This window comes from Mycolicibacterium aurum (assembly GCF_900637195.1).
In the GTDB taxonomy this organism is placed as follows: Bacteria; Actinomycetota; Actinomycetes; order Mycobacteriales; family Mycobacteriaceae; genus Mycobacterium; species Mycobacterium aurum.
This window is the reverse complement of sequence record NZ_LR134356.1, coordinates 5,085,749-5,099,707: the sequence shown is the minus strand read 5'-3', so window position 1 is coordinate 5,099,707 and position 13,959 is coordinate 5,085,749. Positions and strand designations below refer to the sequence as shown.

Annotated in this window: 17 protein-coding genes and 4 tRNA genes; 16 read left to right on the top strand and 5 right to left on the bottom strand. The window is 68.2% G+C overall.

What is annotated here, in order from left to right; translation table 11 throughout:
- Positions 1-6 precede the first annotated feature (6 nt).
- The 5 genes from EL337_RS24055 (at position 7) to EL337_RS24035 (ending at position 4,243) form a co-directional block, all read left to right on the top strand.
- Positions 7-1,020, top strand: coding sequence for an oxygenase MpaB family protein (locus EL337_RS24055; protein WP_048633560.1), 1,014 nt, complete (start codon positions 7-9; stop codon positions 1,018-1,020).
- Positions 1,021-1,040: 20 nt separating this feature from the next.
- Positions 1,041-1,712, top strand: coding sequence for a L,D-transpeptidase family protein (locus tag EL337_RS24050; RefSeq protein WP_048633559.1), 672 nt, complete (start codon positions 1,041-1,043; stop codon positions 1,710-1,712).
- Between the two features lie 60 nt (positions 1,713-1,772).
- Complete coding sequence (locus EL337_RS24045) at positions 1,773-2,672, top strand: serine/threonine-protein kinase (protein ID WP_048633558.1); 900 nt, start codon at positions 1,773-1,775, stop codon at positions 2,670-2,672.
- 130 nt (positions 2,673-2,802) lie between these two features.
- A complete protein-coding gene (locus EL337_RS24040) occupies positions 2,803-3,492 on the top strand; it encodes a VldE C-terminal domain-containing protein (protein ID WP_232786843.1) in 690 nt (229 codons plus the stop codon).
- Positions 3,493-3,508: 16 nt separating this feature from the next.
- On the top strand, positions 3,509-4,243 hold the full coding sequence (locus tag EL337_RS24035) for a phosphate/phosphite/phosphonate ABC transporter substrate-binding protein (RefSeq protein ID WP_048633556.1): 735 nt from the start codon (positions 3,509-3,511) through the stop codon (positions 4,241-4,243).
- A 33-nt stretch (positions 4,244-4,276) separates the two neighbouring features.
- Here the strand turns inward: EL337_RS24035 and EL337_RS24030 are convergent.
- A tRNA-Lys gene (locus EL337_RS24030) sits at positions 4,277-4,349 on the bottom strand.
- A 122-nt stretch (positions 4,350-4,471) separates the two neighbouring features.
- On the opposite strand from EL337_RS24030, the gene EL337_RS24025 reads away from it, so the two are divergent.
- The 5 genes from EL337_RS24025 (at position 4,472) to EL337_RS24005 (ending at position 5,953) form a co-directional block, all read left to right on the top strand.
- Positions 4,472-4,544 (top strand) — tRNA-Glu (locus EL337_RS24025).
- A gap of 37 nt (positions 4,545-4,581) precedes the next feature.
- Positions 4,582-4,658 (top strand) — tRNA-Asp (locus tag EL337_RS24020).
- A 38-nt stretch (positions 4,659-4,696) separates the two neighbouring features.
- Positions 4,697-4,770 (top strand) — tRNA-Phe (locus tag EL337_RS24015).
- 15 nt (positions 4,771-4,785) lie between these two features.
- Positions 4,786-5,358 carry a chorismate mutase gene (locus EL337_RS24010; RefSeq protein WP_048633555.1) on the top strand — a complete coding sequence of 191 codons (573 nt, stop codon included), beginning with the start codon at positions 4,786-4,788 and terminating at the stop codon, positions 5,356-5,358.
- Between the two features lie 22 nt (positions 5,359-5,380).
- Positions 5,381-5,953, top strand: a complete 573-nt coding sequence (locus tag EL337_RS24005) for a TetR/AcrR family transcriptional regulator (RefSeq protein WP_197724145.1) — start codon at positions 5,381-5,383, stop codon at positions 5,951-5,953.
- Between the two features lie 4 nt (positions 5,954-5,957).
- On the opposite strand, the gene EL337_RS24000 is transcribed toward EL337_RS24005, so the two are convergent.
- Positions 5,958-6,749, bottom strand: a complete 792-nt coding sequence (locus tag EL337_RS24000; protein ID WP_048633659.1) for an MBL fold metallo-hydrolase — start codon at positions 6,747-6,749, stop codon at positions 5,958-5,960.
- A 119-nt stretch (positions 6,750-6,868) separates the two neighbouring features.
- Between EL337_RS24000 and EL337_RS29090 the strand changes: the two genes are divergently transcribed.
- Together EL337_RS29090 and EL337_RS23995 are read left to right on the top strand one after the other, a co-directional pair.
- Positions 6,869-7,474, top strand: a complete 606-nt coding sequence (locus EL337_RS29090) for a TetR/AcrR family transcriptional regulator (RefSeq protein WP_048633553.1) — start codon at positions 6,869-6,871, stop codon at positions 7,472-7,474.
- A 75-nt stretch (positions 7,475-7,549) separates the two neighbouring features.
- Positions 7,550-9,112, top strand: a complete 1,563-nt coding sequence (locus EL337_RS23995; protein WP_048633552.1) for a phytoene desaturase family protein — start codon at positions 7,550-7,552, stop codon at positions 9,110-9,112.
- Positions 9,113-9,162: 50 nt separating this feature from the next.
- Here the strand turns inward: EL337_RS23995 and EL337_RS28805 are convergent, their stop codons facing one another.
- Together EL337_RS28805 and EL337_RS23990 are read right to left on the bottom strand one after the other, a co-directional pair.
- A complete protein-coding gene (locus tag EL337_RS28805) occupies positions 9,163-9,318 on the bottom strand; it encodes a hypothetical protein (RefSeq protein ID WP_170216933.1) in 156 nt (51 codons plus the stop codon).
- A 33-nt stretch (positions 9,319-9,351) separates the two neighbouring features.
- Positions 9,352-9,714, bottom strand: a complete 363-nt coding sequence (locus EL337_RS23990) for a UBP-type zinc finger domain-containing protein (RefSeq protein ID WP_048633551.1) — start codon at positions 9,712-9,714, stop codon at positions 9,352-9,354.
- Between the two features lie 81 nt (positions 9,715-9,795).
- Here EL337_RS23990 and EL337_RS23985 point away from each other — a divergent pair, with 81 nt between their 5' ends.
- From EL337_RS23985 to EL337_RS23970, 4 genes are read left to right on the top strand one after another with little or no spacing between them, the layout of a single operon-like run.
- Positions 9,796-10,236, top strand: a complete 441-nt coding sequence (locus tag EL337_RS23985) for an SRPBCC family protein (RefSeq protein WP_048633658.1) — start codon at positions 9,796-9,798, stop codon at positions 10,234-10,236.
- Positions 10,233-11,309, top strand: a complete 1,077-nt coding sequence (locus EL337_RS23980) for a CaiB/BaiF CoA transferase family protein (protein WP_048633550.1) — start codon at positions 10,233-10,235, stop codon at positions 11,307-11,309. The genes EL337_RS23985 and EL337_RS23980 overlap by 4 nt, the downstream gene beginning before the upstream one ends.
- A 58-nt stretch (positions 11,310-11,367) precedes the next feature.
- Positions 11,368-11,835 carry an SRPBCC family protein gene (locus EL337_RS23975; protein WP_048633549.1) on the top strand — a complete coding sequence of 156 codons (468 nt, stop codon included), beginning with the start codon at positions 11,368-11,370 and terminating at the stop codon, positions 11,833-11,835.
- Between the two features lie 49 nt (positions 11,836-11,884).
- Positions 11,885-12,796 (top strand): LLM class F420-dependent oxidoreductase, encoded by a 912-nt coding sequence (locus EL337_RS23970; RefSeq protein ID WP_048633548.1) that lies wholly within the window; start codon positions 11,885-11,887, stop codon positions 12,794-12,796.
- Here the strand turns inward: EL337_RS23970 and EL337_RS23965 are convergent.
- A complete protein-coding gene (locus EL337_RS23965) occupies positions 12,779-13,954 on the bottom strand; it encodes a pyridoxal phosphate-dependent aminotransferase (RefSeq protein ID WP_048633547.1) in 1,176 nt (391 codons plus the stop codon). The genes EL337_RS23970 and EL337_RS23965 overlap by 18 nt on opposite strands.
- Positions 13,955-13,959 lie beyond the last annotated feature (5 nt).

The following is a 13,959-nucleotide window of genomic DNA, read 5'->3' as shown; positions in this document are numbered from 1 at the left end:
GCATCAGTGACTCAAGATACGTCCGCGGTCCACCCGGCCACCGGAAGTTCTGACACCGAGTCGGTGTCGGTCGGCTGCCCTGTCAGCGGCGGCGGCTACGACGCGCCGCCGCAGCCGCTGGGACCCGATTCCCTGACGTGGCGCTACTTCGGCCAGTGGACCGGCATGCTGCAGGGTCCATGGGCCGGTTCGATGCAGAACATGCACCCGCAGCTGGGCGCCGCGGTAGAGCAACACTCGATCTTCTTCCTGGAGCGCATGCCGCGGCTCTTCCGCTCGGTCTACCCGATCGGCGGGGTGGTGTTCGACGGCTACCGGGCGCCGACGACCGGAGCCCAGGTGCGCGACTACCACATCGGCATCAAGGGCGTCGACGACCAGGGCCGCCGCTACAGCGCGCTCAACCCCGACGTCTTCTACTGGGCGCACGCCACGTTCTTCAAGTCGACTCTGCTGGCCGCCGAGTGGGTGGGCGGCGGCCTCACCGAAGCGCAGAAACGCCAGCTCTTCGACGAACACGTCGAGTGGTATCGGATGTACGGCATGAGCATGCGGCCGGTCCCGAAAACCTGGGAGGAGTTCGGTCAGTACTGGGATCACATGTGCCGCAACGTGCTCGAGGACAACTGGGCCACCCGGACGGTGCTCGATCTGTCGACGATGCCGAAGCACCCGTCGCTGGAGTGGATGCCCACGTGGCTGTGGCGGGTGAATCTGGCTGTGATGCAACGATTTTTCAACTTCACCACGGTCGGACTCTTCGACCCGGCGGTCCGCGAGCTGCTGGGCTACACGTGGTCACCCCGTCAGGAGCGCCTGCACAGGCTGTTCGGCAGGACGGTCTACCGCGTCACGCGGCTGGTGCCGCGGCGCATGACGATGCACCCGAGAAAGCGCTCGGCGTGGGATCGGGCCACCGGGCGCCTGCCTGTCGACGCCCCGCTGGTGGAGACGCCGCGGCGCAACCTGCCGCCGGTCGAGTACCGCGACGACCCGCACTTCTACAGCCCGAAGGTCTGAGGCTGCATTACCGTCGCCTGGTGCGCAACGTACTCGCTTCAGGTGCCGGCTCGTTGGTCGCCGCGATCGTCGGTGGAGTCGCTCTGGCCGCCTCCGCAGCGGGCGAGCCTGGCGTCCCCGTGTCGACCCAGATGATCGTCGTGAGCGCACCGGCGGCCGATTCGCCGACCGGCAGCCTGACGACCTACGAACGGGTCGGCCGGCACTGGCGGCCGGTGCTCGGGCCGACGCCCGCTGATTTCGGCGAGCTCGGGGTGGGCGCCGCCGCCGACGACGTCTTCCGCACGCCCGTCGGCACATTCCCGCTCGGGCAGGCCTTCGGCCGCGAACCGAACCCCGGGACGCGGATGCCCTACTTCCAGGCCACCGAATTGGACTGGTGGGACGAGGACGTCGACTCGCCCACCTACAACACCCACGTGCACGCCGAGGAGATCGATTCCGAGGACGCCGAGAACCTGTACGACTCGGGACCGATCTACGACTACGCCGTGGTCATCGAGCACAACCCCGAGCGCGTCCCCGGCCGCTCGGCGGGCATCTTCCTGCACGTCTCCGACGGAGACCCCACCTGGGGCTGCGTGGCCATCGGCCGAGACCAGATGCGCTCGGTGCTGCAGTGGCTCGATCCCGGCGCCCATCCGCAGATCATCATCGGCGTGGGTGTGGAAGGGCCGCCTGCGACGGCGTGACCGTCACCGCCGGACCGCGCGCCAGGTTTGCCTGCGCCCGAGACGGGCTAGCTTGGAGGTATGCAGGCGCCTGAGGTTCTCGGCGGTCGCTACGAGCTGGGACCTGTGCTCGGCCGTGGTGGCATGGCTGAAGTGCGTGATGCATGGGACACCCGGCTGGGCCGGCGCGTGGCGGTCAAACTCCTGTACCCCTCGGTGAGTGCGCAACCCGACACCCGTCGCCGCTTCGCCGTCGAGGCGCGTGCCGCGGCCGCCCTGAACCACCCCCACGTGGTCGCCGTCCACGATTCCGGGGTGCACGAGGGCAGGCACTACATCGTGCTGGAGCGGCTGCCGGGCCAGAGCCTGGCCGATGTGCTGGCCCGCAACGGCCCGCTGCCCGCCGAACACGTCCGCGCGATCATGCGCGACGTACTGTCGGCGCTCGGCGCCGCCCATGCCAGCGGAGTCCTGCATCGCGACATCAAGCCCGCCAACATCCTGCTCACCCGCCACGGCGGGGTGAAGATCGCCGACTTCGGCGTGGCCAAGAGCCCCGACACTCCGCAGACGCTGACCAACCGGGTCTTCGGAACCATGGCCTACCTTCCCGCCGACCGGATCGCAGGCCGGCCCGCGACGCCGAGTGACGACCTGTACGCGCTCGGGGTGTGCGCCTACGAGGCGCTGACCGCGCGGCGCGCCTATCCGCAGGACAATCTCGGCGCGCTGGCCGACGCGATCGGGGCGGGACAGCTGGCTCCGCTGGCCGCGCTGCGGCCGGACGTCGACGCGGCGTTGGCGACGACGATCGAGCGGTCCATGGCGCGGGATCCGCGATGGCGGTTCGCCACCGCCCAGCAGATGCGCGCGAGCCTCGATTCGCGCGACCAACCTCCCCGGCGGACCGGCATGGTGCTCGCGGCGGTCGCGCTGCTGCTCGTCGTCCTGCTGTCCGCGATCGCCGTCGTCGCATCGTGAAAATGGCGCATTGACCTGCGGATATACCGTTGCTAACCGGCGGGTCCCGGTACGGTAACGATCTGCGCGTCGAATTCAGTTTTGCCGTTTGATGCTGTAGTTTGCGCGATTTCCGGTTATGTTGCTGGGCGTGGGTCGGCACTCCATCACCAAGAAGCGGCGCAATCCGTCGGTGTATCTGGTGTCGGCGCTTGCCCCGGCGGCGGTCTTCATGGCCGCCACCGCCGACACGAGCCCGGTTCCCGTCGCCGTCGTCGAGCCGGAACCGGTCGCTGCGCCGGCGGCCCCCGTCGTCGAGCAGCCCGAGGTTCCGTGCTGCGTGGAGGTTGTCGCGGCGCCGTCGCTGACACCCCCGCCGGTGCTGCTGACCGATGACGGCAGCGCCGACGTCTCACCGGCGTCGCTGGTGTCTGCGTCCCGATGGCGGGTCGTGAGCCGCACGCTGCCCGCCGGCGTCGCCCCTGAAACCGGACTGCAGGTGCGCACCATCCTCACCGCCCGCAGCGTCAGCGCGGTCTTCCCGGAGATCAACAACATCGGCGGGGTGCGCCAGGATGCGCTGAGGTGGCATCCCGACGGCCTGGCGCTGGACGTCATGATCCCGAACCCGAGCTCGGATGCGGGTATCGCGCTGGGCAACCAGATCGTGGCGTACGTGCTGAACAACGCGAAACGATTCGGCATCCAGGACGCGATCTGGCGCGGCGTGTACTACACGCCCGGGGGTGCGAAGTCCGGCGGCTACGGCCATTACGACCACGTGCACATCACGACCACCGGCGGCGGCTACCCCGACGGCGACGAGCTCTACTTCCGCTGACGCGAGGGCCGGCCCGGTGGAGTTCCTGCTCGACAGCAACTTCGGGCTGCCGGTGCACGAGAGGCCCCTGCACGACGTTCTGGCGACAGCCGGCATCACGACCAGCGCGACCAACGACCTGGACGCGCTCGACCGCAGCGTCGAGCGGCACGAGCCGGACGTGGTGTACCTGCCGATCTCCGACTTCCACCGCCTGCTGGCCCGTGGTGACACCCACTATCGCGGGTTCGTGATCGTGACGTCGAAACTGACCGGCCGGACCAACCTGCCCAGCGTGCTCGTCGTGCGGGCCGACGACCCGGCCCGCGGCATCGAGGAGCTGCGAGGCTCGAGCCTCGGGTACATCAACACGTCGTGCTCGTCGAGCTACTTCTGCCCCGCGATCCTGCTGAGCCAGCGAGGTGAGAATCTCGCGGACTTCTTCGACCTTCGGCCCACGGCGCCGTGGCAGGGCCAGATCGATGCCGTCACATCCGGGACGGTACGGGCCACCATGGTGCTCGAGGACGTGTGGCGCACCACCCCGGCCAACGCAGACCTCACCAAGGTCATCGGCCGTTACGACAGGGCCGCCGGGGGTGTGGTCGTCGTGCGCGACGGACTGGACGACGACGTGGCGGCGACGCTGCTCGACGCGTTGCTGACGTGGCGACCGGCGCCTGAGGCCCTGTACGGGCCGTTCACGCCCTATCGGGACCAGGACCTGGCCCCGTTCTTCCGCGACATGGCGCGTCTGCCTGCCGGGTTCTGACGGGCGTGAACCGGCTCAGGCACTCGTGTGCAGTGCCCCCAGTAGGGCTCGAACCTACGACCTGCGGATTAAAAGTCCGTAGCTCTACCAACTGAGCTATAGGGGCGGGTGTGACTCGAAAAGGATAGCGGTGGGCTGCTCGTTTGAGGATTTGGGTGTCCGTACCCTAAGCTATCGAAGCTCCCAACGACTTGAGCGTTGTGAGTACCCCGGAGAGATTCGGATTGGGCCCCCATCGTCTAGTGGCCTAGGACGCCGCCCTTTCACGGCGGTAGCACGGGTTCGAATCCCGTTGGGGGTACGCAAGGTCCACTTCGGTGGGAGCAGCAGCACAGTAAGGCCCTGTGGCGCAGTTGGTTAGCGCGCCGCCCTGTCACGGCGGAGGTCGCGGGTTCGAGTCCCGTCAGGGTCGCCATCACGGCGAGGCACTTGTATGAGTGATCGGTGCCGTCCGGCCAGGTAGCTCAGTTGGTACGAGCGTCCGCCTGAAAAGCGGAAGGTCGCCGGTTCGATCCCGGCCCTGGCCACATCACAGCGATGACATGATGGACCCGATGATTCGCCTCCTCGCCTCCGCCGCTGTTCTCTCGGCCGTCACCACGCTGGTCGCCCCCGCTGCCGCGCACGCCCAGCCCACCCCCACGCTGGCCGATCTCGTGGACGCCTCCGTGCGGCGGCTGCAGGTGGCAGAACCCATCGCGGCGAACAAATTCCACACCGGCGGCCTCATCGAAGACCCGGCGCGCGAACAACAGGTTCTGGACGCGGTGTCCGCGGAGGCCACCACCCTGCAGCTCGACCCGGCGTACGTGACGGCGGCGTTCCGCGATCAGATCGACGCCACGGTCGCGATCGAGTACACCCGCCTGGCCCAGTGGAAGTTCGACCCCGCGGTCGCGCCTGCCGACGCACCCGATCTGGCCTCCTCGCGCGGGATCATCGACGCGCTCAACCGCGAGATGGTCACGTTGATGGCCGACGAGTGGGGCAAGCTGCATTCCCCCGCGTGCCCCGCCGAGCTGGAGCAGGCCAAGGCCACGGTGGCGCAGCAGCGCGCCCTCGACCCCCTGTACCGTCAGGCCGTCGACTTCGCGACCCGCAGCTACTGCCGCTGAGCGTGACATCATCTCAGCCGACATGAACGATTTCCGCCAGCGTCTCCTCGACGCCCTGGAGGCGTCGATCGCCGAGGACGGGTACGCCAAGAGCACGGTGGCGGGCATCGTGCGGCGGGCCCGCACGTCGCGGCGCACCTTCTACGAGCACTTCGACAGCAGAGAGGCCTGCTTTGTCGCCCTGCTCGCCGACGCCAACGCTGATCAGGTCAGGCAGATCTCGGAGGCCGTCGACCCCAGCGCGCCGTGGCAGAAGCAGGTGCGTCAGGCGATAGAGGCGTGGATCTCCTCGGGTGAGTCACGTCCGGCGTTGATGCTGAGCTGGATTCGTGACGTGCCCTCGCTGGGCGCCGTCGCTCGCGAGTTGCAGCGCGACGCCATGGAGAACTTCATCGACATGGTCGGCACCCTCGGCGCCACCGACGAGTTCCGGGCCGCGGGCGTCGGTCCGGTCTCGCGTCGGCGCATCATCATGCTCCTCGGCGGGCTGCGCGAGCTGACCGCGATCACGGTGGAGGAGGGCGGCAGGATGAGCGACGTCACCGACGAGGCGGTCGACGCATCGATCGCCCTGCTGAGCCCGCACAGGCACTAGCCGCTCACGCCGTCGCGGTGGCCCTCGCGCGTTCATACAGCGCGGCGTCGTGGGAACACACGATCATCAGATCCGGATCTTCGCGGCGGTGCAGCTCCGTGAGCCGAATGTGATTGTCCTCGACCAACTTCTGGTCCAAGGCGACGAGTTTCTCCAACCGTGCAAGCGCCCGCGGCACCGGGGCGCCCGCGAGCGTGCCGTGGTGGTAGAAGGAGTCGCCTGCGTGCAGCACCCAGCGGTGGCCCGCGTCGACGGCGACGCAGGCGTGCCCCAATGTGTGGCCGGGCAGCGAGACGAGGACGAAGCCGGGCCCGATCTCGGTCAGCTCCTTGGCGGCGGCGAAGCCGCGCCACGCCTCACCGGCCGGGTCGTGCTCGACGATCTTCGGCCCGTGGGCCCATTGCGCGCGCCGGAACCGGATCCGGTCTCCGACCGACCGGGAGCGCATGGCGCCGAACGCTTCTGCGGCTGTCAGGTGCACCCGCGCGTCGGGAAAGTCGGCGAGACCGCCGATGTGATCGGCGTCGAAGTGGGTGACGATGATGTGGCGAACGTCGGAGCGCGTGAAGCCGAGTTGCTCGATCTGCCGGAGCGCGGTCTCGGAGTGGTCGAGCGCCGGGCGGATGAGGCGCCGGCGGAGACGCCCGAACCGGCGCGGGTCGTCACAGTCCTGGATGCCGAACCCGGTGTCGACGAGTACCAGCCCGTTGTCCGACTCGACGAGCAGGACGTGGCAGACCTGATGGCCGACCGCCAGCGTCCGCAACGTCCCACAGTTCAGATGATGAACTTTCACGTGCATTCCCCCCGGAACCGTCGGCCTGCGCCGCGCCCTCTCGCGGAACAACTGCCCGATGTCGCATTCTGCCAGTTTCGCTGAACTCGGGCACCGGCCGGTGGGGTACCTTACGCACCATGGTTCGGCCTGCTCAGACCGCGCGCAGCGAACGCACGCGGGAGGCACTCCGGCGGGCGGCGGTGGTGCGGTTCCTCGCCCAGGGAGTCGACGGCACGTCAGCCGAACAGATCGCCGCCGACGCCGGGGTGTCGCTGCGGACGTTCTATCGGCACTTCGCGTCCAAGCATGATCTTCTGTTCGCCGATTACGACGCGGGGCTGCACTGGTTTCGGTCCGCGCTGGCGGCGCGGGAGCCGGGTGAATCGATCGTGGAGTCGGTTCAGTCGGCCATCATGGCCTCCCCGTATGACGACTGGGCTGTCACGAAGATCGCCGCGATGCGCTCCGAGGAACTCGACGCCGACCGCATCGTGCGCCACATCCGCCAGGTCGAGGCGGACTTCGCCGAGGCGATCGAAGAGCACATGTCCGCCGTCGACCCCGCGCTGCCTGGCACCGACGAACGCATGCGGATCACCGTCACCGCGCGGTGCATCGCGGCCGCGGTCTTCGGGGCGATGGAGGTGTGGATGCTCGGCGAACAACGATCCCTGCCCGAGCTGGACCGGCTGTGTCGACATGCGCTGCAACTGCTGCGCACCGGGATCGAGGAACGCTCCTGAGGCGAGGACAGCCTCGACTCGACACAAGTTTCGTCAATATTGACAAAACAATGGCGGCCGTGTCAGCCTCAGCCGATGACGGACTTCGATGCGATCGTCGTGGGTGCGGGCCACAACGGGCTGACGGCCGCGGCGCTCCTGCAGCAGGCGGGGCTTCGCACCCTGTGCCTGGACTTCAAGCTGTATGCCGGCGGGATGGCCTCGACCGTGGAGCTCTTCGACGGCTTCCGCTTCGAGATCGCCGGCTCGGTGCAGGTTCCGACGTCGGCGGTGGTCAGCGAAGCGCTCGGCCTGGACGACCTTCCGACCGTGGAACTCGACGTGATGTCGGTGCAGCTCCGCGGTGTCGGCGACGACCCGCTGATCTACTACACCGACCCGATGAAACTGCTGACCCATCTCAACGAGGTGCACGGAGCGGAAGCCGTCAACGGCATGGCCGGTCTGATGGCGTGGTGCCAGGCCCCGACCAGGGCGCTCGGCCGCTTCGACGCGGCCCAGCCGCCCAAGACGCTCGACGAGATGTTCGCCTGCGCCACCAATGAATTCGAACGTCAGGCAGTCAGCGACATCCTGTTCGGCTCGGTCACCGACGTGCTGGACCGCTATCTGCCCGACCGGGAGAAGCACGGTGCGTTGCGCGGCATGCTGGCGTTCCTCGCGGTGAACACGACCTATCGCGGACCCGCGACACCCGGCAGCGCTGCCGCCCTGGCGTTCGGGCTGGCGGTGCCCGACGAGAACGCCACCCTGATCAAGAAGTTCCGCGGGGGTATGGGCGCGGTGACCGAACACCTGCTGCAGATGTTCACCGCTGCCGGTGGCGAACTACGGCTGCGCAGCAAGGTGGGCGAGATCCTGGTCAGCGACGGTCGGGTCACCGGCGTTCGCCTAGACGACGGCTCGACGCTGACCGCGCCGATCGTCATCTCCAATCTGGCACCCGACCTGACGGTGAACTCGCTCGTCGACCCTGCTGCCGTCCCCGGTGAGATCAGGGACCGGTTCGGCCACATCGACCACCGCGGCAGCTATCTGCAGATGCACTTCGCGCTCGATGGGCCACCCACCTTCGCCGAGCCCTACGAGATCCTCAACGATCCCGAATATCAGTCGGCCATCGGCATTTTCACCACACCGGAAGAGTTGCAGCAGCAGTGGGAGGACTCGCAGCGCGGAGTGGTGCCCGCCGATCCGGCGATCGCCCTGCAGATCCCGTCGGCCAACGATCCCGGGCTGGCGCCTCCCGGCAAGCACGCGGTGTCCGCGTTCTCGCTGTGGTTCCCGCTGAACGAGGACGCGTCGAGCTACGGCGAGATGAAGGCGGAGATGGGGCAGCGGGTGATCGACAAGATCACCCGGCTGGCACCGGACTTCGAAAGCCTCGTGCTCCGGCACACGACGTTCACCCCCAAACACATAGGCACGATGTTCGGGGCTCCGGGCGGCGACTACTGCCACGGCCTGATACATCCCGAGCAGATGGGGCGAAACCGTCCGGGGCCGAAAGGTTATGTCGATCAACCGATTCCGATCGACGGCCTGTACCTGGCGAGCGCAGGATGCCACGGCGGGCCCGGGATCACGTTCATCCCCGGCTACAACGCGGCCCAGCAGGTACTCGCCGACAGGGCGTGACGCGATCTCGGCGTGTTCGTCGTCGATGAGCGACGACGAACATGCCGACGTCACTCGGTGGCGGGTCCGGTCGGGGTGGCGCCGCCCTCGTCGGCCCAGTCGGACCCTTCCCCGTCGGCACCTTTCGACGGGTCGCTGACCACGTCGTCGTCGGCCGCCTCGGGTGCGGTATCGGTCTGGGTGGTGTTCGGTTTGTCGTTGGTCACCGCGCAGTACTACCCGGGCGGGGGCGGGTTCACTCAGCCGCGGCCCTGCAGCTGCGCCATCCAGTCCTGGGGCACCCGTCCGCGCGGACCGGGCACCGTCTGGTCGGCGGGCCGGCTCTGCGGGGCGGCGAGTTCGGGACCGTCGTAATACTGGTCGCTGTCGTAGTTCCAGAACCAGTCCTCACCAGGTTCGAACGACCTGATGATCGGATGACCACTGGAGCGCCAGTGCGCCGACGCGTGCTTGGCGGGGGAGTCGTCGCAGCAGCCGATATGGCCGCATGCCGCACACCGTCTCAGATGGACCCACCAGCCGCCGGCGGCGTCGCATTCGACGCAGCCCGTACCGCTCGGGGGAACGGTGGGATCAACGCTGGCACCCGCGGAGTCGCTCACCTCCCCGAGCCTAGCCGCGTCGGTCGTCGGAAGTCGGGTGATCTCGATCGGGCGATGACCGCGGTGGTCTATGGTCTCGCCATGGCAACCAAGGACTCCCGCGAGGTCGTGATCGACGCAACACCCGAGCAGATCCTCGACGTCATCGCCGACGTCGAGTCCACTCCGGATTGGTCGCCGCAGTACCAGAAGGCCGAAGTGCTGGACCGTTTCGACAACGGCAGGCCCAAGCAGGTCAAGATGACGGTGAAGGCCGCAGGCCTGACCGACGAACAGGTCATCGAATACACCTGGGGCGACCACGAAGTCACGTGGACGCTGGTCTCCGCCGGGCAGCTGAAGGCGCAGGACGCGGGCTACACGCTGACACCCGAGGGTGACAAGACGCGGGTGCGGTTCGATATCGCGATCGACCTGTCCGTGCCGCTGCCAGGCTTCATTCTCAAGCGCACGATGAAGGGCGGCGTCGAAACCGCCACCGAAGGCTTGAAGAAGCAGGTCCACAAGGTCATCAAGGGGTGAGTGCCGGACCTCTCGCCGGGGTCAGGGTCGTCGAGCTCGGAGGAATCGGACCGGGCCCGCATGCCGGGATGATGCTGGCCGACCTCGGTGCCGACGTCGTGCGGGTACGGCGGCCGGGCGGGCTCACGATGCCTGCCGAGGACGTCGACCTGATGCACCGCGGTAAGCGCGTCGTCGACCTCGACCTCAAGGCGGACCGGCAGGCTCTGCTCGACCTGGTGACCAAGGCCGATGTGCTGATCGACGGATTCCGCCCGGGCACGTGCGAGCGCCTCGGCATCGGACCTCAGGACTGCGAGGCCGTCAACCCGCGGCTCATCTTCGCCCGGATCACCGGGTGGGGACAGCACGGACCGCTCGCCACGGCGGCCGGCCACGACATCAACTACCTGTCACAGACCGGCGCGCTGGCGGCCATCGGCTACCGGGACCGTCCGCCCGTCCCGCCGCTGAACCTGATCGCCGACTTCGGCGGCGGGTCGATGCTGGTCCTGGTCGGCATCGTCGCGGCCCTGTACGAGCGGGAGGGCTCCGGCAGGGGACAGGTGATCGATGCGGCCATGGTCGACGGGGTCAGCATGCTGTCTCAGATGGCCTGGACGATGAAGTCCGTCGGCTCGCTACGGGATGAGCGTGAGTCGTTCCTGCTCGACGGCAGTGCACCCTTCTACCGCACGTACGAGACCGCCGACGGCAGGTACGTCGCGGTCGGCGCAATCGAGGCGCAGTTCTACGCGGCGCTGCTCACCGGGCTCGGCCTGGACGGCGGCGAGTTGCCCCACCAGATGGACCGGTCATCCTTTCCGGTAATGCGTGAACTGTTCGCCGAGCGGTTCGCAGCCAAGACCCGTGACGATTGGGTCGACATCTTCGCGGGCACCGACGCCTGTGTCACGCCGGTCCTGACCTGGCGCGAGGCCGCCCGCAGCGACCATCTACGGGCCCGCGACACGATGGTGACCGTGGACGGCGTCGACCAGGCGGCGCCGGCGCCACGGTTCTCGCGCACCCCGGCGGGTCCCGTGGGCGCGCCACCGCAGCAGCCCACTCCGCTGGACCGGATCGGTTGGTAGCTGACATTAGCTGCGAAATGCTGGGTGCGAGGCCGGTGCGCGACTAGGATTTGCCGGCATGGCGGTCCGCGCTTCCAGCGAAGTCGTGATCGAGGCCCCGCCGGCGACGATTTTGGATGTGTTGGCCGACATCGACGCAGTGGCCTCGTGGTCGGCGCTGCACAAGGACGCCGAGGTGGTGGATCGCCATCCCGACGGTCGGCCGCACCATGTGCGGGCCACGGTCAAGATCATGGGGCTGACCGACAAGGAGCTGCTGGAATATCACTGGGGTGCGGACTGGGTGGTGTGGGACGCCGAGCGGACCTCGCGCCAGCGCTGTCAACACGGCGAGTACAACCTCACCCCGGTCGGCGAAGACCGGACCCGGGTGCGCTTCGACCTGATCCTCGATCTCGCCGCGCCCTATCCGGCGTTCCTGGTGAAGCGGGCGAAGAAGATGGTTCTCGATGTCGCGCTGGAGAATCTGCGTCGACACGTGATGGCCGCGGCCCTGCGCGACAACAGTTCTCGTCACGCGGAGTAGAACTGCGCGAACCGGAATAGGGCGCCCCGGATTCCCGGTTGGTCGCGTCATGGCCTTCGGAACAGTGCTCTTCGCCCACGCGGGTGCCGACAACGCCGTCGACGACTTCGTCACGCAGGCCCGTAGGGCGCGTGAGCTCGGGGTGTCGCAGGTGTGGGTCGCCCAGCAGTTCGACCACGACGCGATCTCGCTGGCAGGCCTGATCGGCGCGGGTGTGCCCGGTCTCGAGGTGGGGACCTCGGTGGTGCCGTTCAATCCGCGGCACCCGCTGACGCTCGCCTCGCAGGCACAGACCGCGCAGGCCGCCGCCCACGGCCGGTTCAGCCTGGGTCTGGGTCTCGGTGCCCACGACATCGAACGCGAGGCGTTCGGCATCGCGCCGCCCCACACGATCGCGCGGCTGCGGGAGTATCTGACGATTCTGCGCTCGGTGTTCGACACGGGGTCGGTGGACTTCCACGGTGCCGAGTTCACAGCCAGCCCCGCCTGGCCGGTAACCCTGGCGGGTGGTTCACCGGTGCCCGTCTACGTCGCGGCGATGGGACCCAAAGCGCTGCAGGTGACGGGCGAACTCGCCGACGGCACCCTGCCATACCTCGCAGGGCCGAGGACCATCGCCGAGTTCATCCAGCCGACGATCGCCCGGGCCGCCGAAGAAGCCGGCCGGCCCAGCCCGAGGATCGTCGCCTTCGTGCCCGCCCAGCTGTCCGACGACGTCCGGGCGGCCCGCGCCGACGCGGAGGAGCAGCTGCGGTTCTACGCCACCATCCCCTCCTACCAGAAGGTCATTGCGCGGGAAGGGATCGACAACCTGGCCGATCTCGCGGCCATCGGCGACGCCGACGCCGTCCGGCGCAAGGTGCAGAGTTATCTCGACGCAGGTGCCACCGATGTGGTGTTCAGCCCGCTGGATCGCAGCAGGCCCGACGATGCACTCTGGGCGTTAGCTGGATCCCTGTAGCGTCTGCAACCGCCGGATCGCCTCATCGAGGGTCGCGTCACGTTTGCAGAACGCGAAGCGCACCAGGTGATTCCATTGATCGGCGTGCTCGGCGGCCGGGTCGCAGAACGCGGACATCGGGATGGCGGCGACGCCCACCTTGTCGGGGAGCTCTGCGCAGAACGCCGTGCTGTCGGGGTAGCCCAGCGGCCTCGGATCGACGCACAGGAAGTATGTCCCGAAACTGTCGAACACATCGAACCCGATGTCGCTCAACGCCGTACCGAGCTTGTCGCGTCGTGACTGGTACGACGCGCACAGCGCGTCGACCCAGGCGTCCTCGGTGGCGAGCGCCTGCGCGACCGCGGGCTGGAACGGGGCGCCGCCGACGTAGCTGAGATACTGCTTGGCTGCTCGCACGCCGGCGATCAGATCGCTTGGCCCACAGGCCCACCCGATCTTCCAGCCGGTCGCGTTGAACATCTTGCCGGCACTGGAGATCGTGATCGTGCGCTCGGCCATCCCCGGATAGTTGGCCAGCGGCGTGTGCCGTCGTCCGTCGAACACCAGGTGCTCGTACACCTCGTCGGTGATGACCAGCAGGTCGGCGGACACCGCCAGCTCGGCGAGACCGCGCATTTCGTCGTCGGAAGCCACCATGCCGGTGGGATTGTGCGGCGAATTGACGATCAGCGCCTTGGTCTTCGGCGTGATCGCCTGGCGCATGGCCTCGATGTCGATGGCGAAGCCCCGGCCGTCCTGGCGCAGCGGCACTGCGCGGCGATGGCAGCCGGCCATCGCGATCACGGGGGAGTACGAGTCGTAGAACGGCTCAATGAGCAGCACCTCAGAGCCGGGCTCGACGAGGCCGAGCACCGATGCGGCGATCGCCTCGGTGGCGCCGACGGTCACCAGCACCTCGGTGTCCGGGTCGTACTCGGTCCCGTAGCGTCGCCGGCGCTGTCCGGCGATCGCCTCGCGCAGCGGCGCGATGCCCAGGCCCGGTGGGTACTGGTTGACGCCCTCGGCGATGGCGTTCTCGGCGGCTTTCAGCATCGCGGGCGGGCCGTCCTCGTCGGGAAAGCCCTGCCCGAGATTGACCGCGCCGACGCGGGCGGCCAGCGCCGACATCTCGGCGAAGATGGTCACCGCGTAGGGGCGCAAACGTTGAACCGTCACGACTT

Bases quoted from the DNA above. Each gene is read 5' to 3' on its own strand.
- EL337_RS23970 (WP_048633548.1), top strand. From the start codon at position 11,885: ATGGCCTTCGGAACAGTGCTCTTCGCCCACGCGGGTGCCGACAACGCC.
- EL337_RS23975 (WP_048633549.1), top strand. From the start codon at position 11,368: ATGGCGGTCCGCGCTTCCAGCGAAGTCGTGATCGAGGCCCCGCCGGCG.
- EL337_RS23985 (WP_048633658.1), top strand. From the start codon at position 9,796: ATGGCAACCAAGGACTCCCGCGAGGTCGTGATCGACGCAACACCCGAG.
- EL337_RS24005 (WP_197724145.1), top strand. From the start codon at position 5,381: ATGAACGATTTCCGCCAGCGTCTCCTCGACGCCCTGGAGGCGTCGATC.
- EL337_RS24010 (WP_048633555.1), top strand. From the start codon at position 4,786: ATGATGGACCCGATGATTCGCCTCCTCGCCTCCGCCGCTGTTCTCTCG.
- EL337_RS23995 (WP_048633552.1), top strand. From the start codon at position 7,550: ATGACGGACTTCGATGCGATCGTCGTGGGTGCGGGCCACAACGGGCTG.
- EL337_RS29090 (WP_048633553.1), top strand. From the start codon at position 6,869: ATGGTTCGGCCTGCTCAGACCGCGCGCAGCGAACGCACGCGGGAGGCA.
- EL337_RS24045 (WP_048633558.1), top strand. From the start codon at position 1,773: ATGCAGGCGCCTGAGGTTCTCGGCGGTCGCTACGAGCTGGGACCTGTG.